The following is a 21,464-nucleotide window of genomic DNA, read 5'->3' as shown; positions in this document are numbered from 1 at the left end:
CGTGTTGTGGGCTCTGAGTTGCCGTCTTTTGCGTTTTCACCTAATGGGAGGCAGATGATTCTTACTGATTTTTATGGGGTGCATTGGGTGAATGACGGTATGGTTCAGTCGTTTGCATCTGCTCCTGGCACTGGTGGAACCAGGGGGTTAACGATAGATAATGATGGCAATTTTCTCGTGATGTTGCATTTAGGGGTATCTGATATTGGTGGGGAGCGGGGTTTTGCTTCTCGTTTTGTGTATCGCCAGGGTGATGGGTTTGGGTCCTATGAGCAAATCATTGATGGTAGTTTTTATCCTTGTGGTAAAAATATATATTTACATTCCTACGGAGATGAGTTTAAGAATATTAAACCTCTTGATCCAAAATTTGGGCAAATTGTAGAGTACAAGTATGATTGGTCGACTCATCATATGAATAGAATTGACCGAGGTGAAAATGTATTTTCAAATAACATTGAGAAGCATCAGTGTGATAAGAATAATTCAACAATCTATTATGTAGGATCAGATATTAATGGAAGTGATCTATTGGGCTATTGGGATGAAGGTTCTGGATTTCACGATCAACTCAATTATCATCCTGTAGATGTACGTAGTGCGAATGGGACTCAAGTAGTTTCTTTTTATGATGATAAAATATTTTATATTGATGATAGTGATATTGTGAGAAGTATTGATAAGGTGTCTGGTGCGACCGAGGATGCGTGGCCGGTTAAGGATCGTTTTCCTGAGCTGTTGATTGATATGGATAATAAGCCGACGTATTCCATTCAGGACGATTCGATGTTTATCTTTGGGCGGTTAGCTACCCACACGAAACAATGGGTTGTGGGAGAGTTTGATTTGCGCACGGGGGCAACCAAGGTGAAAAAGCGGGTGCCGGTTTTAGATACGGCGTATCCAGAGATCGAGTTGATGGATGCAAGGATCGTGAATGTGGATGGGGTGCGTGCCTGGCTCAACGGCCTACCCGATATGCCTGACTAACCGCCTGCACGACGGAGGCAGTGGTACCTGGTGGTATCTGGCAAGGTAGCACCAAGGCCTATGCCCCAGAACCTCAACCCGCTCCACCACCACAAGGGTGGAGCACGCCCAAGAACCGTATTTAGCGACCGAGTTTCTTAGGTTGGTCCAGTGTGATGACCTGCACATCAATCACGCCTGAACTCAAGTTGCCGAGTTGCTCAAAGACCACCGGGGAAAGGTCAAAACGCCGTTTCGTCCATTCGGCAGGGCCCCAGTCAGTGGTGGTTGCCGTTGCCATACGCCCATTCTTCGCCACAATAAGCACCGGCGTACCACAGGGCAGTTCACGGGTCGCCAAGGTTGGGGCATACATGTCATAGGTCACCATGCACGCCGTGGTGGTGCCGTGCTCTTCAGCGCCATACCAACTGGCCAGCCCCTCCATCAACGTGCCCGTTGGCACGGGAGGGAGTTTGAGTGGGTTAATGCGCATCATGCCTTGGCTGGGCGGAAGGATATGAGTCACATTAACCGGCGCGTTGGCCGGAAGCTGGGGTGCGAGTTGCGCGCCGGGGGGCGCGAGTGTGGGCGTGCTGTATTGGCTGCCACCGGCATAGGGTGCCGTGCCTGGATTCGCGGCTGGGGGCTCGGGTACCGGTGCATTCTTAGGGCGCAAGGATTCTGGCAACTCGGCAACTGAAATCTTGGGTACCTCAATAGGTACTTCACTGGGCACCACCTCAACGGCCTTTGGTAAGTCCTCAGGCACCCGGTCATTTAGCGTTTGGTTATGATCCTCCGGCTTCACCGGTGAGACCGGTGGGAGGTTGTCCTCTTTGGGTAAGAACTCTTGTGGATCGCGAGTTGCCTGCACCTTTGCATAGAGTGATGGTGCCGGCAGCGGATCAGCCTTTGACTGGGTAAATGACAGGGCAATAGACGTTACCGCCCCACCACCGATGAGCGCGACTAGCGCAAGGGGGAGTGGGCCGTATTTGAACAGAAGGCGGTCCGAAGTTGCCATAGGTGCTATTCTAAATCGTCTATTTGTTCGCGCCCGTTAGTGAAATCACGGCGGGATTCGTCACAGGAGATTATCCATGGCCGTAAAAGGCAATATCGACAAAGCTTCCATCATCAAAGAATACGCCACCCATGAAGGTGACACCGGAAGCCCAGAGGTTCAGGTCGCGTTATTGACCGCCCGTATCAACCACTTGACAGAGCACCTCAAGACCCACCCCAAGGACCACCACAGCCGTCGTGGGTTGTTGATGCTCGTTGGTCAGCGCCGCAACCTGTTGAAGTACCTCACGAACGTGGACATCGAACGGTACCGTTCACTCATTGCCCGCCTGGGGCTCCGCCGCTAGACAATTCAATGGCGTTTAATACACGCCTCACCAGCGCCGATGGTGTGAGATTGCGCCTATTTTCACACCTCGGTAGTTCTAAGAGCACGATCGGCTACGCTAGCCGCGTGCTCTTTGTGGTTTTCGGTGGTAAACATCTGAACGCCAAGCGGTGAGGTAGTTATCACTGGGAACCAAGGGAGTGCAGACGTCTCTGGCCGGTGCGATTGGCGTGCCGGTCTGTTCTAAGTGAAAGAGTTAAACGAAACAATGAGTAAATTAGGCAAACACGTTGTCAACGGTACGGTTGGCAATGCGGAAATCGTGTTTGAAACCGGCAAGGTTGCCGGTCAGGCCCACGGGGCCGTTATCGCCCATCTTGGTGGGTCCACCCTGCTGGTCACCGCCACGGCCAGCCGTGATGTACGTCCTGGCACAGACTTCTTCCCCCTTACCGTTGACTTTGAAGAGCGCATGTACGCTGCCGGTAAGATTCCTGGCTCCTTCTTCAAGCGTGAAGGTAAAGCCAGTGAACAGGCCATTTTGACCTGTCGTTTGGTTGACCGTCCCATGCGCCCCACCTTTGTTGAAGGGCTGCGCAACGAAGTTCAAATCATTATGACCTCCCTGGCCGCTGACCAGGTGAACCCCTTGGATGTGCTCGGTATTAATGGTGCCAGCGCCGCGTGTATGGTTGCCGGACTGCCCTTCCACGGTCCGGTCGCTGGCCTGCGTATGGGTATGGACCGCGACGGTAGGTGGACGCCATTCCCGACCTACCAATGGATGACCGAAGAGGGTGTCTTTGACCTGGTTGTTGCTGGTCGCTTAAATAAGGAAAGCGGCGAAATTGACATTTTGATGGTTGAAGCTGAAGCCACCCCCAATGCCACACAGATGGTTGAGATGGGTGCCACCAAGCCAACCGAAGAGGTACTCGGTAAGGCCCTAGAAGAAGCGAAGGGTTACCTGAAAACCCTCTGTGACTTGCAGCTTGAGTTTGTGGACAAGGCTGGGGTCAACGACCACGACCTTCCCATCAGCATTGATTACACTGATGAGGTCTATAAGGCGGTAGAACGTGCCGCAAAGAAGGGCCTCAAGAAGCTGTACGCCGATGAAGATATGGCCAAGGCTGAACGAAGTGAAGCGGTTGCAGAGTTAAAGGAAGCCGCCTTAGACGAAGCCTTTGACGTGGTCACCGAAGATATGACCGATGAGGAACTGGAACGCCAAGCACTCAATGCATTCAAGCATTTAGAAAAGGCCACCATTCGTCGTCGTATCGTTAAAGACGGGGTTCGTATTGATGGCCGTAGTGCCACCGATATCCGCCCCTTGGCCGCTGAAGTTGGTGTGCTTGACCGTGCCCACGGGTCTGGCTTATTTACCCGCGGTGAAACCCAGGTGCTCAATATCGCTACCTTGGGGATGGCTCGTGAAGCCCAGCGCATTGACACGATTAACCCCGAAGAAGAACGCACCTACATTCACCACTACAACTTCCCGCCCTACAGCGTTGGTGAAACAGGTTTCATGCGTGGCCCCAAGCGTCGTGAAATTGGCCACGGTGCCCTGGCTGAACGCGCACTCGTGCCCGTACTCCCCAGCACCGAGGACTTCCCCTACACGATCCGCCTAGTCAGTGAAGTACTGTCCTCTAACGGCTCCACCTCAATGGCCAGCGTGTGTGGGTCAACCCTGTCCTTGATGGATGCCGGTGTCCCAATCGCCGCTCCGGTAGCTGGTATCGCGATGGGGCTTATCCACGAAGATGGTGACTATGTAACCTTGACCGATATTCAAGGGGCAGAAGATGCCTTTGGGGATATGGACTTCAAGGTGGCTGGTACGGCTGATTTTGTGACCGCCTTACAGTTAGACACCAAGTTGACTGGTATTCCGGCCCATGTACTCGGCAATGCGTTAACCCAAGCACGTGAAGCTCGCCTTGAGATTCTTGACGTGATGGCCAGCGCGATCAAGGAACCACGTCCAGAGGTCAACCCCAACGCCCCGCGTGTCCATGTGGAGTTCATTCCAGCGGACAAGATCGGTGAAGTCATTGGGCCGAAGGGCAAAATCATCCGTGAAATCAGTGATGAGACGGGTGCCCAGATTGATATTGAAGACGAAAACGGGCGTGGTGTGGTGCGCATCTACGCCACCGACGGTGCCGCTGCTGATGCCGCCCTTGCTCGGGTCCGTCAAATCGCCAACCCCGTGGTCCCACAAGTTGGTGAACGCTACTTCGGTACGGTGGTCAATACCGTTGACTTCGGGGCATTTGTCAGCTTGACCCCTGGCACCGATGGGCTCTTGCACATCTCCAAGCTCGGTGGCTCAAAGCGTCTTTCCCACGCGGATGAAGCGGTAGACATCGGTGAAAAGCTCTGGGTTGAAGTCACCGAAGTGAAGAACGGTGGCAAGTATTCCTTGACGCTCATCGACCCGGAAGCCTCAAGCGACGTTGACCCAGTGGTCACGCCCGCCAATGAAGAACCGGTTGCGCGTAAAACTGACCGTGACGACGAAAAACCCGCACGGACAAAGGTGACCGAGGATGATGACGATGAGGCACCGGTCCGTCGGGCGCGTCGCCGCAATACCGACGATGACCAAGAAAAGCCTCGTCGTGCGCGCCGTCGCGCGAGCAGCGATGATGAGGATGACACCAGTGTGCGTCGTCCACGCCGTCGCCGGAGTGCCGGGGATGATGAAGAAGACGCCCCCGTTCGTCGCGTTCGTCGCCGTACCCGTTCCGCTGAATAGTGATTGACGGTGTACACCTGACCACCCTGAGCAATGGGCTCAAGGTGGTCACCGAACCAATCGCCTCCGTCCGGTCTGCATCCATTGGCTTATGGGTCAATGTTGGTAGCCGAGATGAGGCTGACCCAACCCAGGGCGCAACGCACTTTTTAGAACATCTGCTCTTCAAAGGAACCGCAACGCGTAACGCCCTCCAACTTGCCCAAGTGCTCGATGAGGTCGGCGGGGATATGAACGCCTTTACGACCAAGGAATACACCGCCTATTACGCCCGGTGTATGGACCGTGATGTTTCCCGCGCCATTGATGTATTGAGTGAGATGCTCACCGCGTCCACGTTCCCTGATCGTGAGATTGAGAGCGAACGTGATGTGGTCTTAGAAGAGATCAACATTCACTTTGATACCCCAGACGACCTTGTGCACAGCGTGTTTAGCGATGCCCTCTTTGGCACCCATCCCTTAGGCCGTGAGATTCTCGGCACCCGAGATTCCATGAACGCCATGACACGTGAACAAGTGATGCAATGGTGGCAAGACCGCTATACGAGTGATCAAATTGTGCTTGCCGCAGCCGGCAATGTTAACCACGATGAGATTGTGGCCCTCGCCCAAACCCATCTGGCATCAGCTAAACCCGCCTCTGGGGAACATGAAGCCCGAAATGCCCCGTCTAACGGCGTTGTTGATGGCCTTCGGGTGCGTACCCGCCCGACAGAACAGGCCCACGTCGTGATCGGACATAAAGGGTTACGTCGTGGCCATGAACTCCGGTGGGCTTCTTCGGTGATGAACCAGGTCCTCGGTGGTGGAATGGCCAGCCGGTTATTTCAAGACATTCGTGAACAGCGTGGCCTGGCCTACACCGTGTACAGCTTCGGTCAGAATTACATGGACACCGGCACCCAAGGCGTCTACCTCGGAACAAACCCAGCCAAACTTGATGAGGCCGTCGGTGCGGTGCGAGATCAGCTCTCACTCATGGTCCGTGAAGGTATTACCGATGCTGAATTGCGCCAAGCCAAGGGCTATCTGACCGGTGCGACGCTACTAGGGCTCGAAGATACGAGTGCCCGGATGAGCCGTCTCGGCCGGGCGATGATTACCGGACAGCAGTTGCTTTCCTTTGATGAGATTGTGGCCAATATCGAATCGGTCACGATTGACCAGGTTGCAGCCGTAGCCCAGGAAACCCTCGCTGGCCAACACGCTGTTGGTATCGTCGGGCCGCTTGAGGCCGCCGATGTACCAAACCTTGCTGACGGTATCACCGTTTAAGGACGTCGTAGGGCTTCTTAGTCGCACGATTATTCCACACGATTGTGCAACCACCCATTGAGGTAAGCGCGTAGCGGCAGTTTTTAGTCAGTTTTAGCCGCCAACCGCTTACCTCAAACGTAGCTACCGTGGCCAGCGCAGTAGGCTTACCCCATGATTACAGTTGCGGTGATTGGCGCCAGAGGGCGCATGGGGTCAACAGTTTGTGAGACGGTGGAGCACACCGAAGGCATGGAGCTGGTCGCAGCCATTGACCAGGGCGACGACCGTGACGCTATCGTGAAGGCCGGCGCTCAGGTGTGTGTAGAGTTTTCCACCCCAGCCACGGTGCATGACAATGTGGCCTGGCTCTTGGATAACGGAATTCATGCCGTTGTTGGGGCAACGGGCATGACAAGTGCCGATATAGACGACCTTCGCCGTCGCGCAACGACGGTCAACTGCCTGGTTGTGCCCAATTTTGCTATCAGTGCGGTGCTGTTGATGCAGTTCGCAGCACAAGCCGCCAAGTACATGCCCAACGTCGAAATCATTGAATTACATCACGACCGTAAGGTAGACGCCCCTTCAGGCACGGCCATTCACACGGCAGAAGCTATAGCAACCAACCGTACCCAGACCCCGGAGATTTGTGGGCCAGCAGGGCATCCCGCCCGCGGGTCAGAACATCATGGGGTAATGGTGCACAGCGTGCGCTTGCCAGGGCTCCTTGCCCACGAAGAAGTGATCTTCACCGCCCAAGGTCAGGCCTTAACCTTGCGTCAAGACTCCTTTGACCGCTATTCCTTCATGCCAGGGGTTGTGATGGCCATTCAGCGTATCCATACGTTGAACGGGCTTGCCGTTGGGCTAGACGCGGTTATGGCGTAGCCGAAACTACCCGCACGCTGGCCCCACCCACACAGCACACCAAGTGGGTCAGCCCACCACTGTCCCGTTAGATGGACGAGGGCACGATCTACGGCTGGAGGTTCCTAGGCTCGGTCACCACCGAGGAGGTGGCGCAGTTGTTTCCAGCCATGAAAGTTACCGGGGCCATCGCCAGGGGTGGCCACATGCTCCATGGGACTCCAGTGTGGCGGCTCGGCGCTGATTAACCGGTCATAGAGATTGAGGTCGGCATCCAAGTCGCGTTTTCCATCATGGGTGAGATAACTGACCCGTGCGCAGCGTGCCACAGAAATACGTTTCTTGGTTTCGATGTCCAGGCTCTCTTCTTCTGCACGGATATAGGGCGTGTGCCACCCGCCATCTTCAACGTGCGCTGGGGTAGATGCGTCATACGCTTCACGCATGGCCTCTGCGGCGAGGCGGATTTCCGGCTGGGCGAGCGGGGAGCAGCGTTGAGCAAAAAAGTTCTGCCATTCCGTTGAACTCACAATCACCGTTTGCCACATAAAGGGTTCGAGTAGCCGGTTCGTAATCTGTTTGTGTACGCCGATGGCTTGGAGCGTGCGTACCTGTTCCACCGCAGCATCCCTGGCAGCCAGCCAGGCCGCCATAGCGCCCTCGGCGTCGTCAACGAGTTCACTGGCCTGCATACCTTTTTGATTAGCCCCAAACTCCATAGGCACTGCAGGATTCGTCATCACCCGTTCGATCTGCTTTGCCACCGGAATGGCCCGCGAAGAAGATGAATTACGGCTAAACACGCGGTGGGTATTCAATTCGGCCAGCACAAAGCGGTGCAAGGTGACTTCAATGGTCGTTAATCGAGCACCCGTATGGCTCACAGAGTCGCAGATGACAGCAGCAGATGGTGATGAGAAGGTCATGGCTCTATCTTTGCCACAACAAGGCGCATTGAGCAACATCTGAATTTGGATTACGGTCACGTTCAGGCGTCGACTTGGCTCAGGCGCTGGTTCATTTCCGGTATGGTAGAGCTAACGCGTCATCCCAAAGGAGAACGATATGGCAGCCTTCCCATCACTCATGACGGCCATGATTACCCCCTTTACCGCTGAAGGGGCAGTTGACATTGAAGCGGCTGCACGCATCGCCAGTTTTTTGGTTGACCAAGGTTCTGAAGGCATCGTGGTGACTGGCACGACGGGTGAAAGTGCGACGATGTCACTCAATGAAACCGAACTCATGTGGCGTTGTGTAACCGACACCGTGGGAGATCGTGCCACCGTTATTGCCGGGGTGGGTGTAAATGACACGGCAGAAAGTGTGCGGCGAACGGTTATTGCTGAACAGGCCGGTGTCCATGGGGTGATGGCGGTTGCGCCTTACTACATCAAACCGAGCCAAGTGGGATTGGTCCGCCACTTCACGACTATCGCGGCATCAACGGAACTCCCGGTATTGCTCTATGACATTCCCGGGCGTACCGCCGTCGAAATCGCCAAAGAATCCCTCCTCGACCTGGCTGATATCCCCAACATTGTTGGGGTTAAAGACGCAGTAGGCAATATTGCGAAGGCCACCTGGCTGATCAAACGAGCTCCGGAGGGCTTTGATGTTTGGAGCGGCGATGATAGTGCACTATTGCCGTGGTTATCTCTAGGTGCGGTTGGTATTGTCAGTGTGGCAAGCCATATCGTGGCGCCGCAGCTGCGTGAATTGATTACGGTATTTCCAACTAACCCCGCACGTGCCACTGCGCTTCATATGCAGTTAAGCGATGTATTTTCGATCCTCTTCAAAGAGCCTAATCCTGCACCAGTTAAAGCAGCCTTACATGAGCTTGGCTACTGTTTGGACGTTCTACGTTCCCCCATGCTTCCGGTTTCTGATGAGACCAGGGCCGACATCATTGCAGCGATGCGTGCGCTAGATCTATTGAAATAAACGAGGTAACCGATGAGTGAGGCACAACCTGGTGCGCTGCCAACCGACGGCACCGTCATAAGTTTCTATGGCGGACTTGGCGAGATAGGCGCCAATATGTGCTCGATTGAGCGGGATGGGCACGCCATCATTGTTGATATCGGGGTCACATTCCCTGATGCAACCCATCCTGGGGTAGACCTGATCTTGCCCAATTGGGAGGATCTGATTCAACGCGCACCCACCATAGATGCGGTTGTACTCACCCATGGTCATGAGGACCACATCGGGGCGGTACCGTTCTTCTTGCGTGATTTTCCCGGCACGAAGGTGTACGGGTCCAAGCTCACCCTTGGTCTCCTGAACGCCAAGCTCGACGAACACCCCGGAAGTCAGCTTGAAACCTACGAGGTTGAAGCTGGTGAAAGCCTCCCGGTTGGCCACTGGGATTTAGAGTTTGTTGCCGTGAATCATTCCATTCCTGATTCACTCGCCGTTGCGATTCATGGCCCAGATGGAACGATTGTGCATACGGGTGATTTTCGTATGGACCAGACCCCAATCGATAATCGCACCACCGATTTGCCACACCTTGCCCAATTAGGCGATCAAGGCGTTGACCTGCTGTTAGCCGATTCAACAAACGCCTGTCGGCCAGGGTTCGTGCCCAGTGAACGAACCGTAGGGGCAACCTTGCGTCGTCAGTTCGCTAGTGCCCATGGGCGCATTATCGTCACCACCTTTGCCAGCCATATTCACCGAGTGCAACAGGTCCTTGATGCCGCCCTTGAGTCAGGCCGCAAAGTTGCCTTTGTTGGCCGTTCAATGGTGCGCAACCTGCCGATTGCCCGTGACTTGGGGTATGTGCACTATGAAGACACGGATGTTGTTGATATTGAAGAAGCTGGGAAACTGCCAGACCGCGAAGTAGCAGTGTTATGTACCGGGAGCCAAGGTGAACCTTTTGCCGCCCTCAGCCTCATGAGTGCAGGTACCCATCGCTTTATCAGCGTTGAAGACGGTGACACTGTGATTATGGCCTGTAGTCAAATCCCCGGCAATGAGGCCGCAATTTCCAAGGTCATTAACGGGCTCTATCGTCAAGGTGCACGCGTCGTCTATCAAAGCCATGAACATGTCCACGTTTCTGGACATTCATCGGCAGATGAGCTGTTGTTATTTCACAATGTCGTGCGTCCCAAGGCATTCGTACCCGTCCACGGGGAATACCGTCATCTTGTTGCCCACGCCGATCTAGCCCGTCAGGCTGGCGTACCGGATGAACAGGTGATTGTTTGCGCTGATGGTGACCGTGTAGTTTTGCGTGCGGGTCAAGGCATTACCCGCACATTAGGCTTTGCGCCAGGGCGCACAATGGTTGACGGACTCAGCGTGGGTGACGTTGGCCCCAACGTGTTGCGAGCACGGCAACGGCTAAGCGCCGAAGGGGTTGTGATTGTTGCGGTCCGAACCGATCGTGACGGCAACCTTGTTGAACGACCAGAAATTATGCAACAAGGCCTGTTCTTTGAAGATGAACACCCCGAATTGATTAGCCGCGCTGAAGAGGTTGTTGCAAAAGCCCTAGAGAAGCGAGCGGGTTCGCGCAACGTGGCTGAACGTACTATCCACCAGACGATGGCTCAGTTCTGGCGTGAGATTCTAGGACGTAAGCCGGTGATCGTCCCGGTGGTGATGGAGGCTTAATGGCTCGCCCAAACAACAGCCAGGCGGCAGCGCGCTGGCGGAGTATCGCTGGCGTTTTCTCAATAACCCTCGGAGCGCTCCTTGCCCTGGGGCTTTGGAGTGGAGGTGCAGCTGGGGTCGTCGGCCATTGGATTCACCTTGGGGTCCGATGGATGTTCGGCGTTCCTGGTCTGCTCGTGCCAGTCTTACTTGTCAGTTATGGGGTGCTGCAATTCAAGCGTGATGTCGAGGCTGTAGCACCGCGCCTTGTATTTGGTGGACTGGCCACCTTTGTATCCCTCACAGGTTTATGGCACCTGATGGCTGGTATGCCCACCGTGAGCCAAGGTGGGGACGGGTTGCGTAGTGCCGGTGGCGTGGTTGGTGCCACCGCAGCGTTCACCTTAGCTGACGCCTTTTCCTCTGTTGGTGCGGCCTTTGTCCTCCTTGTTGCAGTCGGCATCGGGTTAATGGCATTAACCAATACCAGTGCCCGGCAAGTGCTTACCACCTTGAATCAATGGCGTCTGGTCGCCCTTGGTGTCGCCGACCAATGGCGAGCGCGATATCAAGAAGCAAAAGCAGCCAAAGCTGAACGTGACGCTCGATTCAGCGAAGACGAAGATGCACAAGCTGCAATTGACGCTTTTGACGATCAAGATGAATTTGGCGATCATTCGGGGGTCTTTGATGAGGATGATCAAGCAATCGATTCCGGTATTGAAGATGATGCTTTGGCCCCGCCTTCCTTTGTGACGGACTATGCGGCTGATCAGCGCTATATCCAGCCTCAAGCTGATATTGCCGAGGATGCCGAAGTCAGTCAAACCCGTATCGTGCCTGCTCCTGAACCACCTCGCGCCACGGTTCAACAAGACCCTACGCTGGTACGTCCACGCAATATTCCGATGTCACCTCATGCCCGCGCCCCGCGCTCACCAGATGATGAGGTGTATGCGTTGAGTGATGAGGCGCTGCTGGCTCAAATCAATGGTGAACCAATCGGTGATGAGGTGGTATCACCGAACCCGCTCACCGATTACCACGATCCTGATGATGACCCTGAACGTGCCGAACTCGAAGCGGACGTGCAAGATGCTACGGCAACGAAATTGGTGCCACGCGACGCCACCGACTACCAGCTACCGCCACTTTCAATGCTAGAAATCGGTCACGCGGCTCCAGATAACCACGAGAGTTTAGAGCGCATGCGGACAGCACTTGACCAAATGCTTGAACAATTTGGTGTGGATGCTCAGATCGTGGCTGTTCGTCGTGGACCAACCGTTACTCGGTTTGAACTCGAACTTGGGGTAGGGGTGAAGGTTGCGGCGATTACGAAACTTGATCGTGATATTGCCTACGCCTTAGCAACACCAGATGTCCGTATCGTGGCGCCCATTCCGGGGAAGGTCGCCATCGGGATTGAGGTGCCCAATGAAGACCGTGACTTCATCACGCTGGGCGACATATTGATGTCTGAGGTAGCTGAACAGATCACGCACCCGTTGGCTGCTGCCCTAGGGTTGGATATTGGCGGGCGACCGGTCATGGTTAATCTGGCAAAGATGCCACACCTCCTGATTGCGGGGGCCACTGGGTCAGGAAAGAGCGTGGTTATGAATGGCATTGTCACCTCACTGATTATGCGCAATACACCCGAACAAGTGCGCATGATTTTGATTGACCCGAAACAGGTTGAAATGGCCATTTATGAAGATGTGCCACACCTCCTTACCCGAGTGGTGACTGATCCAAAACGCGCCAAGGATGCCCTTGACTGGCTCGTTGATGAGATGGAACGGCGATATGGGTTACTGCGCGACTACAAAGTTCGTCACCTTGACACCTATAACGAAAAGGCCAGTGACGAGGACTTTTTGCCCTATATCGTCTGCATCATTGACGAGTTAGCCGATTTGATGATGGTTGCAAAGAATGATGTGGAAACGGCTATTGTTCGTATCGCTCAAAAGGCGAGAGCGGTCGGTATCCACCTGGTTATTGCGACCCAGCGACCAAGTGTGAACGTGGTCACCGGGCTGATTAAAGCGAATGTGCCAAGTCGTATCGCGCTGTCTATGGCAACGGGCCATGATTCAAAAACCATTCTTGACCAGTACGGTGCCGAAAAACTGATCGGCCAAGGCGACATGTTGTATATGCCCGCCAACGTGAGTAAGCCTCACCGCTTACAAGGGTCCTATGTGGATGAACGTGAGATTGAAGAGATTGTGGCCTTTTGTAAGGCCCAAGCTCCGGTTGTCTATGAGGAGAACGTCATTAAGGAAGGAGCGGAAGCGGTGATGGCCGACATCAAGGGTGAGGATGCCACCGATGAGGATCTCACTCGTGCGGCAATGGAACTCGTTGTACGCTCTGGCCTCGGGTCTACGAGTATGTTGCAACGCAAACTTCAAGTTGGGTTCGCCCGTGCTGGCCGCATTATGGATGAACTTGAACGGATGGGTGTGGTTGGGCCATCTGAAGGGCCAAAGGCGCGGGTAGTCCTCATGACCGTGGATGAACTGGAGGACCTGGTGTATTGACCGTACTCCCCGCCAGATATCCCTAAACCCCTGCAATTGCAGGGGTTTAGACGTGAGATGAGAGGAACGGGACCGAGTTAGGCGGCTTGATTGCCTAGGTCCTCGTGATGGTCCTCATCAGGTTCTTCTGTTGTGTCACTGGACTGGCCACAATGCTGACCAAGATCATGGGGCAAAATCTCCCACGCATGACGGATATGGCGCTCCATGACGTCGGCGGCTTGGGTTGGATCACCCGATGCGATTGCCTGCATGATGCCACGATGTTCTTCAGTCAATAGCACCTGGTAGGCATTCCAGTCTTCGATGCGATCAGTAGCTTTACGAATCGGGTCAGCGACGGTTGTGCGAATCGCTCGGGTGAGATCAAAGAGCAGCCCGTTATCACCATGATTTGCAATCCGGTGATGGAATCTCGTGTCAAGGTCATCAAAGGCGGCTCGATCGGTTTGTTTACCCATCGCATCAACGAGTTCGGTGAGATCCTCGATGAGCTCAGTAGTGACCGCATTAGCGGCAAAGGCAGCCGTCGCGCGCTCTAGGGCAATTCGGACCTCCATGACATCACTTTTGTCCGCACCATGAAGCGACAGATGGAGGCGAAATAGATGGGCTAGTTGCAGCCCCCCATCGCGGCGGATTGTGGTACCACCCTTTACACCGCGACTAAATTGCACAAGCCCCATACCTTCAAGACGGGCCACGCCTTCACGTACCGCACCACGGCAAACCCCGAGATGAGCAGCCAGTTCACGCTCACTCATCACTTTTTGACCAGGTCTCAGCTCGCCAGAAAGGATGCCTTGTTCGATATATTCGACAACAATTTCGCGAGCGCTCTGGCCAATGTTCTTTAGCAAGGATTTGCCTCCACCTTGGTGTACCTCATACCTTAATGTCCTAATGGTCTTACCATTGCATTTCTGAGAGAGGAGTCTGCGTGTTCCAACAAGCATTGGATCCTGTTGCTGGCAGTCCAACTGTTTCAGCTTTAGTGGCGTGTTTGCCGCTGTTAACCATGTTTATAACCCTCGGGGTGTTGCGCTGGAAAGCGCACTATGCCGGTTTAACGAGTGTCGCCGTCGCCATTTTGGTTGCCATTATCGGTTTCAAGATGCCAGTGACGTTAGCCCTTCACTCCACATTAAACGGTGCTGCTTTCGGTTTATATCCCATTGCCTGGATCGTCGTCACGGCCATCTTCATGTACATGATTACCGTGAAGAGCGGCCGCTTTAACGACTTACGGGCAACGTTTAATTTACTGAGTGACGACCTCCGTATTCAAGCCATCCTTATTGCATTCTGCTTTGGTGGTCTACTGGAGGCGCTGGCTGGTTATGGTGCTCCTATTGCCATCACCGGGGCCATGTTGATGGCACTGGGCTTTAGTCCCGTCCGCGCGGCATTGGCAGTGCTCTTGGCCAATACCGCTCCCGTGGCCTTTGGCGCGGTTGCTATTCCTATCGATACGGCAGCACAAGTTACTCAAATGGACCCGCGGTTGGTGAGTTCAGTTGCCGCATCCCAGACATTCCTATTAGCCATTTTTGTCCCGCTCTTGCTGGTCCTGATGGTGGATGGATTCAAGGGTGTGCGCCAGACCTTCCCGGTTGCTTTGCCAATCGGTATCGCCTTCGCGTTTGCGTCCTATTTCACCGCCCAATCAGCGGTTTATCAGTTGACGAACGTCTTTGCGTCCTTGGCTGGTTTGCTGACCGCCATCATTATCCTCCGTTTCTGGCAACCACCAGAAGCCGACCGCGTAAAGGAGCAACTTGCGGCTGAATTGGAACGGGCGCGTGAGAGTGGTCTTGCCGCCGCCGTTCAAGAAGATGAAACGCCTGACGCGAGTGAGCTGACTCCTGCCCGTATTTGGATGGCGGTTGTCCCCTACATCCTTGTTATCTTCATCTTCGGTGCTGCGAAGCTTGTAGGCCCGCTGAAGGCAGCGATTGATTCAACCACCATTAGTTTTGACTGGCCTGGCCTTGCTGGGCAGATCCTTCGTCCTGATGGTTCGCCCTATCCTGTGACATTCAAGCTCGACTTGATTGCCAATCCTGGTGGACAGCTATTGTTGACAGGCATTCTTGTCGCCATCATCTACCGCATGAGCGTGGCTGATACGGTTAAAACATTTACGGAAACGCTCTACAACATGCGGTTTGCGATTCTGACGATGGCGAGCGTGCTGGCCCTAGCCTTCGTGATGAATGCAAGTGGGCAAACCCTGTCCATTGGTAACTGGATTGCAGGTGTGGGTGCCGCCTTTGCCTTCCTCGGTCCTGTCCTTGGTTGGCTCGGTGTGTTCGTGACTGGTTCAGATACATCTTCAAATGCGCTCTTCTGTGCCTTACAGAAAGAAGCTGCGATGCAGGCGGGTCTTGACCAGCTCGTCATGGTGGCCGGTAACACGGCTGGTGGTGTGGTCGGCAAGATGATCAGTCCACAGAACCTAGCGATTGCAACAACGGCAGTTGGTCTTTCTGGCCAAGAGAGTTTGTTGCTCCGCAAAGTGGTGTGGTGGTCCATTGGCCTCCTGTTGTTCACATGTATCGTCATTGGCCTCCAGGCCACTGGTTTCTTGGACTTCAGTATTCCCGCCCATCCCTACGTCTAATCAACACTTTGGGGGCGAAAGCCCCCTATCTGAACAGAGGAGTAATAGATGAGTGCTACTGAGATCGCTACAACCTCAGAGCGACTCCCAGGAGCAGGATTGACGGTCGCGTTGTTCGCAACGTGTATCAATGACATCATGTTCCCGGAAACGCCTAAAGCAACGGTGAAGTTGCTTGAACGTCTTGGCTGCAAAGTTGAGTTCCCGCGTGGACAGACCTGCTGTGGTCAGCCGTTCACCAACACGGGGTACTTCCCTGAGGCCTTGCATAGTGTTCGTGCGTACGCCAAAGCATTTGAAAACTATGACTACATCATCGGCCCGTCTGGTTCCTGTGTGGGGGCTGTGCGCGAGCAGCATCCCATGCTGGCGGCCAAGGGTAACGACATGGGATTATTAGAAACGGCATCACGGGTTGCCGCACACACCTATGAACTCTCTGAGTTCATTGTGGATGTACTGGGTACAACCGACGTGGGCGCCTATTTCCCGCACAAGGTGACCTTACACACCACGTGCCACTCCATGCGTGTCACTAGGGTAGGGGACCGCCCCCAACAGCTGTTACGCAATGTGAAGGGCTGCACCTTTATTGAACTGAACGACTCTGACCGTTGCTGTGGCTTCGGCGGTACCTTCAGCGTGAAGAACCCTGATGTCAGTGTGTCAATGGGTGCAGACAAGGTAGGCAATATCGTTGCATCTGGTGCCGAATATGTGGTGGCCGGTGACAACTCCTGCCTTATGCATGTTGGCGGGCTGTTAAGTCGTGAGAACATCCTCGTCAAGCCCATCCACCTGGCCGAAGTCTTGGCGTCAACCGAAGAGGAGACCGCACGATGAGTACGATTGAACAAAAGAAGCGGCTCACCCCAGCGCCACCAAGCTTGCCGCTTGTTGATCAGCCCACATTCCCAAAGCAAGCCAAGGTTGAGCTTAACAAACCAACCCAACGTGCTAACTTGCGCTTTGCGACAACGACCATCCGTAAAAAGCGCCAAGCCCGCGTTAATGAACGCCCGGACTGGCAGGCTATGCGTGTGGCTGGTGGCAATGTTAAAGACCGAGTCTTGCGCCACATGGACACCTATTTGGAGCAGCTCGAAGTAAACCTCACCAAGAATGGGGCACAGGTTCACTGGGCGAAAGACGCCGAAGAAGCGAACCGCATCATCGTTGACATTGTTAAATCCAAGGGTGTCCAAGAAGTTGTCAAGGTGAAGTCCATGGCAACGCAGGAAACCGACCTCAACGAGGCGTTAGAAGAGGCTGGAATTGCCGCTTGGGAAACAGACCTTGCCGAATTGATCGTGCAGATGGGCCATGACCGCCCCTCACACATCTTGGTGCCGGCCATTCACCGTAACCGTGCAGAAGTTCGTGAGATTTTCTTGCGCGAAATGAAACTCTGGGGCCGTCCAGCTCCAGAGGATGTTGAAGCCGACCCAGCTCAGCTTGCGGGTTCTGCTCGCTTACACCTGCGTGAAAAGTTCCTGCGTGCAAAGGTCTCTATTAGTGGTGCAAACTTTGCCATTGCTGAAACCGGAACCCTCTGTGTAGTGGAAAGTGAAGGCAATGGTCGTATGTGCCTGACCCTTCCCGACACCCTCATTTCCTTAGTTGGCATCGAAAAGATGCTGCCAACCTTCCAGGACCTTGAGTTATTCACCCAGTTATTACCCCGCTCGTCCACTGCGGAGAAGATGAACCCCTACACCTCTATGTGGACAGGCGTGACGCCAGGTGATGGTCCACAAGAAGTGCACGTTGTGTTAATGGACAACGGGCGTACATCCGTTTTGTCTGACACCTATCAGCGTCAAGCGCTGCGGTGCATCCGTTGTTCTGCCTGCATGAACGTGTGTCCGGTCTATGAACGGGTTGGCGGCCATGCCTACGGTTCGGTCTATCCCGGTCCAATCGGGTCTGTGCTTACTCCCCAACTTCGTGGGGTTGGAACGAACCCCGTAGCGGACTCCCTTCCCTTTGCCTCCAGCCTGTGTGGTGCCTGTACAGAGGTTTGCCCAGTCTCCATTGACTTGGCGGACATGCTCGTAGATATGCGCCACAAGGTTACTGAAGCCCACCGTGGTGGAATCCCCAGTTTCTGGGATGTTGCCATGGGTGCTGGTGGCCGCCTGATGGGTAGCCCAATGGCATGGGAAGCATCAATTCTTGCCGCAAGCTCAGGTAAAAAGATGCTCCCAATGGTGCACGGTATTGGGCCGACACCGATGACGGGCCCGCTCTATGGCTGGACGCGCGCACGTGATATGCCAATGCCGGCCAAGGAATCCTTCCGCCAGTGGTGGAAGAAGAACCGGAAAGGGGAATAAGGATGAGCAGTAAGGACGTCATCCTGGGTCGTATTCGGACTGCATTAAAAGATGTTACCGACTCAAATGTGGAAACGGATGCCCCAATTAATTGGACCTACGGTCAGCCAGATGACTTCATCACGGATGTGATTGGTACCTTCGTCGAGAATGTTGAGGATTACAAGGCAACGGTGCTACGGACCTCGCAGGGTGAGCTCGCTGCCACAATTGCGAACGCCCTCAAAGATCGTGACGCTAAGAGTGTCGTCATCCCATCGGGTATTCCCGACGAATGGACTGACACCATTCGGAGCGCAGGACTTGAGGTTCATTTTGACGAACCGTTATTGACGAACTACGAACTAGACAAGATCGACGCAGTGGTAACGGGCTCATTTGTGAGCGTTGCTGATACTGGCACCGTCATTTTGAACCATGATCCTGACCAGGGTCGTCGCGCATTGTCCTTAGTTCCTGACCTCCACATTTGTGTCGTTCGAGCCGATCAGGTCGTGTCTGGGGTACCAGAAGCCATCACGATGCTGCAAGAACCCATTCGCCGTGGGCAACCAGCCACATGGATTAGTGGTGGTTCAGCAACTAGTGATATTGAGTTGAACCGTGTGGAAGGTGTGCACGGTCCACGCACCCTTGTGGTGGTATTGGTCGAATAGTCACCACAAACCCCTGCAAGAGGATACCCCCCTGGGGTATCCTCTTTTATATGAATATCACACTTACTTCATCAGACATTAGCTGTGGCCACTGCAAAGCCACGATCGAAGGGGATCTCCGCGAACGCGAAGGCATCTCCAATGTGCTTGTAACTCCAGAGGACAAGTCCATTGCCCTTACCTTTGACGAGGGTGTTATCAGCGAAGACAACATCCGTGAGATCATCGAAGAATTGGGGTATGACCTCTCATGACCGCGCCTACTTCCGGCCTGAAAACCACTGAGTATCGAGTGGTGGGTATGACGTGCGGGTCCTGTGCTGCCCGTATCCAAAAAACGCTTAATAAGGCTGAGGAGGTAGATGAAGCGGTAGTCAATTACGCCACCGGGCGCGCCCAAGTAACCCTTGGGGAGGATGCGGACGATGGTGTGCTTGTTCAAAAAATAGACAAACTCGGCTATCAGCTGATCAGCTTGGAAGACGACAGTGACGAGCCGATCGAAGATGAGGATGCCAAAGCAGCCCGGTACTGGAAATATCGTGCCATTATCGGCCTTATTCTGACGATTCCGTTCATCATTCATATGGTGGCGATGGTATTTGGCTATCACTTGCCTGATTGGTGGAAGATGGGACTAGAACCCGCACTCGCCACCGTTATCCTCTTTGGGGTTGGTTGGCCTTTTATCGCCCAAGCGATTGCCCGTGCGAAGGCTGGCAGTGTCAACATGTTTACCCTGATCGCAATGGGTTCCAGTGCCGCTTGGCTCTTTAGTGCCTACCAACAGCTCACGGGCAACCCACAGGTCTATTGGGAAGCGGCAGCATTCATTGTGGCCTTTCTCAGCATTGGGCAGTGGATGGAACACCGAGCCAAAAGCCACGCTGGAAAGGCGTTGCGGGCGCTCTTAAACCTTGGAGTAAAAGAGGCTCGTGTCCTCCTGCCTGATGGGCAAGAAGATATGGTGCCGGTACGGGCCCTTGGTATCGGTGATGTTCTCCGTGTACTGCCCGGTGAGCAAATTCCGGCTGATGGAACGATCACAGAAGGAACCGCAAGCGTCGATGAGTCCATGCTGACGGGTGAGAGTGTGCCGGTCCGTAAACAGGTGGGTGACCAAGTTGCGGGGGCCACCTTGAACACTGATGGGGCATTAACAATCGCAGTGACTGCCCTTGGACATGATTCGGTATTAGGCAAGATCACCGAGGCCGTGTCACGTGCACAGAACGAAAAAGCTGCGGCTCAGCAGCTTGCCGATAAGATTTCAGCCGTTTTTGTGCCAGTTGTTATTGGTATTGCGGTACTCACACTGATTGTTCACCTGATTATCGGGCACCCTGTTGCCACTGCGGTTACGGCAGCGGTCAGTGTGTTGATTATTGCATGCCCGTGTGCGTTGGGCCTTGCCACCCCGATGGCGTTAATGGTCAGCGGTGGGCGCGCAAGTGAACTTGGCATCCTGGTCAAAGGGGTGCAAGCCATGGAACAAATCAGTGCCCTTGATGTTGTTGTCTTTGATAAGACGGGCACCTTAACGACCGGTGAAATGCGTGTTGTTGGTGTTGACCTCATAGATGATTACGATGAGGCGGAACTACTCGGTCTTGTCGGTGCACTAGAAGCCCAATCAGAGCACCCAATCGCCAAAGCGATTGTGCGCTATGCCGATGACCAAGGCGCGGACCGTGATCATACTGTCTCGGATTTTGTGGTCCTCCCCGGCCGTGGTGCACAAGGCGAGATTAATGACCAGCTCATTCAAGTTGGTACCGCAGCACTGGTAGGTGATATCCCACCACAATTGGCTACCCAGATTGACCAGCGCCGGAGTGACGGGGCAACCGTATCAGCCATCGCGGTAGATGCGGTTGTAGTCGGCGCCATCGCCATTGCTGATCAGCCTCGTGAAGAGAGCAGCTCGGTGGTTGCCGACATGCACGCGCGTGGCCTAGAAGTTGTTATGTTAAGCGGTGACAATACGGTGACGGCTAACGCCATTGGCAAGCGCCTAGGTATTGACCGTGTGATTGCTGAAGTGCTGCCTGAGGATAAGGCTGGCGTGATTTCGGAGCTTAAAGCAGCGGGGAAAACCGTGGCGATGGTCGGTGATGGTATTAATGACGCACCGGCCTTAAGTACGGCAGACCTTGGTATAGCAATGGGTTCGGGTACGCAGGTTGCAATGGAAGCGGCAGACATGACCCTTATGACTGCTGATTTACATAAGGTTGGTCAGGCGATGGATATTGCCCAGCGCACGGAACTCATTATCAGACAAAATCTTGGGTGGGCGTTTGGCTATAACGTCTTGACGATTCCCATTGCCGCACTTGGTTGGCTGCGGCCAGAGTTTGCGGCGGCTGCAATGGCGTTTAGTTCGATCAGCGTTGTATCAAATAGCTTGCGACTTCGGCGGGTTGGCCGTGACTGACTGTTGTAGTTCTTCACCACGAGATGGGG

Annotated in this window: 17 protein-coding genes; 14 read left to right on the top strand and 3 right to left on the bottom strand. The window is 54.2% G+C overall.

The window, feature by feature from the left end; genetic code table 11:
- Window positions 1-990 (top strand): hypothetical protein (locus tag VCU37_RS07860; RefSeq protein ID WP_336250096.1); only part of this gene is annotated, 990 nt, incomplete at its 5' end.
- Between the two features lie 121 nt (window positions 991-1,111).
- On the opposite strand, the gene VCU37_RS07855 is transcribed toward VCU37_RS07860, so the two are convergent.
- On the bottom strand, window positions 1,112-1,996 hold the full coding sequence (locus tag VCU37_RS07855) for an RlpA-like double-psi beta-barrel domain-containing protein (protein ID WP_336250095.1): 885 nt from the start codon (window positions 1,994-1,996) through the stop codon (window positions 1,112-1,114).
- Window positions 1,997-2,072: 76 nt separating this feature from the next.
- Between VCU37_RS07855 and rpsO the strand changes: the two genes are divergently transcribed.
- The 4 genes from rpsO (at window position 2,073) to dapB (ending at window position 7,243) form a co-directional block, all read left to right on the top strand.
- Complete coding sequence (rpsO, locus tag VCU37_RS07850; protein ID WP_336250094.1) at window positions 2,073-2,345, top strand: 30S ribosomal protein S15; 273 nt, start codon at window positions 2,073-2,075, stop codon at window positions 2,343-2,345.
- Between the two features lie 249 nt (window positions 2,346-2,594).
- Entirely contained in the window at window positions 2,595-5,096 is a 2,502-nt protein-coding gene (locus tag VCU37_RS07845; RefSeq protein ID WP_336250093.1) for a polyribonucleotide nucleotidyltransferase, read from the top strand.
- A gap of 44 nt (window positions 5,097-5,140) precedes the next feature.
- The gene (locus VCU37_RS07840; protein ID WP_336250092.1) at window positions 5,141-6,373 is read left to right on the top strand and encodes a M16 family metallopeptidase; all 1,233 of its coding nucleotides are present in this window, start codon (window positions 5,141-5,143) and stop codon (window positions 6,371-6,373) included.
- A 153-nt stretch (window positions 6,374-6,526) separates the two neighbouring features.
- Window positions 6,527-7,243: a 4-hydroxy-tetrahydrodipicolinate reductase gene (gene dapB, locus VCU37_RS07835; RefSeq protein ID WP_336250091.1), complete on the top strand. Its 717-nt coding sequence runs from the start codon at window positions 6,527-6,529 to the stop codon at window positions 7,241-7,243.
- A 104-nt stretch (window positions 7,244-7,347) separates the two neighbouring features.
- Here the strand turns inward: dapB and VCU37_RS07830 are convergent, their stop codons facing one another.
- A complete protein-coding gene (locus VCU37_RS07830; RefSeq protein ID WP_336250090.1) occupies window positions 7,348-8,148 on the bottom strand; it encodes an FAD-dependent thymidylate synthase in 801 nt (266 codons plus the stop codon).
- 139 nt (window positions 8,149-8,287) lie between these two features.
- Between VCU37_RS07830 and dapA the strand changes: the two genes are divergently transcribed.
- Genes dapA through VCU37_RS07815 form a run of 3 tightly spaced genes read left to right on the top strand, consistent with a single transcriptional unit; the run spans window position 8,288 to window position 13,383 of the window.
- Window positions 8,288-9,169: a 4-hydroxy-tetrahydrodipicolinate synthase gene (gene dapA / locus VCU37_RS07825; protein WP_336250089.1), complete on the top strand. Its 882-nt coding sequence runs from the start codon at window positions 8,288-8,290 to the stop codon at window positions 9,167-9,169.
- 12 nt (window positions 9,170-9,181) lie between these two features.
- Complete coding sequence (locus tag VCU37_RS07820) at window positions 9,182-10,855, top strand: ribonuclease J (protein WP_336250088.1); 1,674 nt, start codon at window positions 9,182-9,184, stop codon at window positions 10,853-10,855.
- Window positions 10,855-13,383, top strand: coding sequence for an FtsK/SpoIIIE family DNA translocase (locus VCU37_RS07815; protein ID WP_336250087.1), 2,529 nt, complete (start codon window positions 10,855-10,857; stop codon window positions 13,381-13,383). The genes VCU37_RS07820 and VCU37_RS07815 overlap by 1 nt, the downstream gene beginning before the upstream one ends.
- 77 nt (window positions 13,384-13,460) lie before the next feature.
- Here VCU37_RS07815 and VCU37_RS07810 read toward each other — a convergent pair whose 3' ends face one another.
- Complete coding sequence (locus tag VCU37_RS07810) at window positions 13,461-14,243, bottom strand: FadR/GntR family transcriptional regulator (protein WP_336250086.1); 783 nt, start codon at window positions 14,241-14,243, stop codon at window positions 13,461-13,463.
- An 80-nt stretch (window positions 14,244-14,323) separates the two neighbouring features.
- Between VCU37_RS07810 and VCU37_RS07805 the strand changes: the two genes are divergently transcribed.
- The 6 genes from VCU37_RS07805 to VCU37_RS07780 are packed head-to-tail and all read left to right on the top strand — an operon-like array spanning window position 14,324 to window position 21,435.
- Window positions 14,324-16,006 (top strand): L-lactate permease, encoded by a 1,683-nt coding sequence (locus tag VCU37_RS07805; RefSeq protein WP_336250085.1) that lies wholly within the window; start codon window positions 14,324-14,326, stop codon window positions 16,004-16,006.
- Between the two features lie 48 nt (window positions 16,007-16,054).
- Window positions 16,055-16,849: a (Fe-S)-binding protein gene (locus VCU37_RS07800; RefSeq protein ID WP_336250084.1), complete on the top strand. Its 795-nt coding sequence runs from the start codon at window positions 16,055-16,057 to the stop codon at window positions 16,847-16,849.
- Window positions 16,846-18,342: a LutB/LldF family L-lactate oxidation iron-sulfur protein gene (locus tag VCU37_RS07795; RefSeq protein ID WP_336250083.1), complete on the top strand. Its 1,497-nt coding sequence runs from the start codon at window positions 16,846-16,848 to the stop codon at window positions 18,340-18,342. Before VCU37_RS07800 ends, VCU37_RS07795 begins: the two co-directional genes overlap by 4 nt.
- 2 nt (window positions 18,343-18,344) lie before the next feature.
- The gene (locus VCU37_RS07790; protein WP_336250082.1) at window positions 18,345-18,998 is read left to right on the top strand and encodes a LutC/YkgG family protein; all 654 of its coding nucleotides are present in this window, start codon (window positions 18,345-18,347) and stop codon (window positions 18,996-18,998) included.
- Window positions 18,999-19,048: 50 nt separating this feature from the next.
- The gene (locus VCU37_RS07785) at window positions 19,049-19,252 is read left to right on the top strand and encodes a heavy-metal-associated domain-containing protein (protein WP_336250081.1); all 204 of its coding nucleotides are present in this window, start codon (window positions 19,049-19,051) and stop codon (window positions 19,250-19,252) included.
- Window positions 19,249-21,435 carry a heavy metal translocating P-type ATPase gene (locus tag VCU37_RS07780; protein WP_336250080.1) on the top strand — a complete coding sequence of 729 codons (2,187 nt, stop codon included), beginning with the start codon at window positions 19,249-19,251 and terminating at the stop codon, window positions 21,433-21,435. The genes VCU37_RS07785 and VCU37_RS07780 overlap by 4 nt, the downstream gene beginning before the upstream one ends.
- Window positions 21,436-21,464 lie beyond the last annotated feature (29 nt).

Source organism: Stomatohabitans albus (assembly GCF_036336025.1).
Classification (GTDB): domain Bacteria; phylum Actinomycetota; class Nitriliruptoria; order Euzebyales; family Euzebyaceae; genus Stomatohabitans; species Stomatohabitans albus.
The sequence above is the reverse complement of the archived record's forward strand: the minus strand, read 5'-3'. Positions and strand labels throughout refer to the sequence as shown.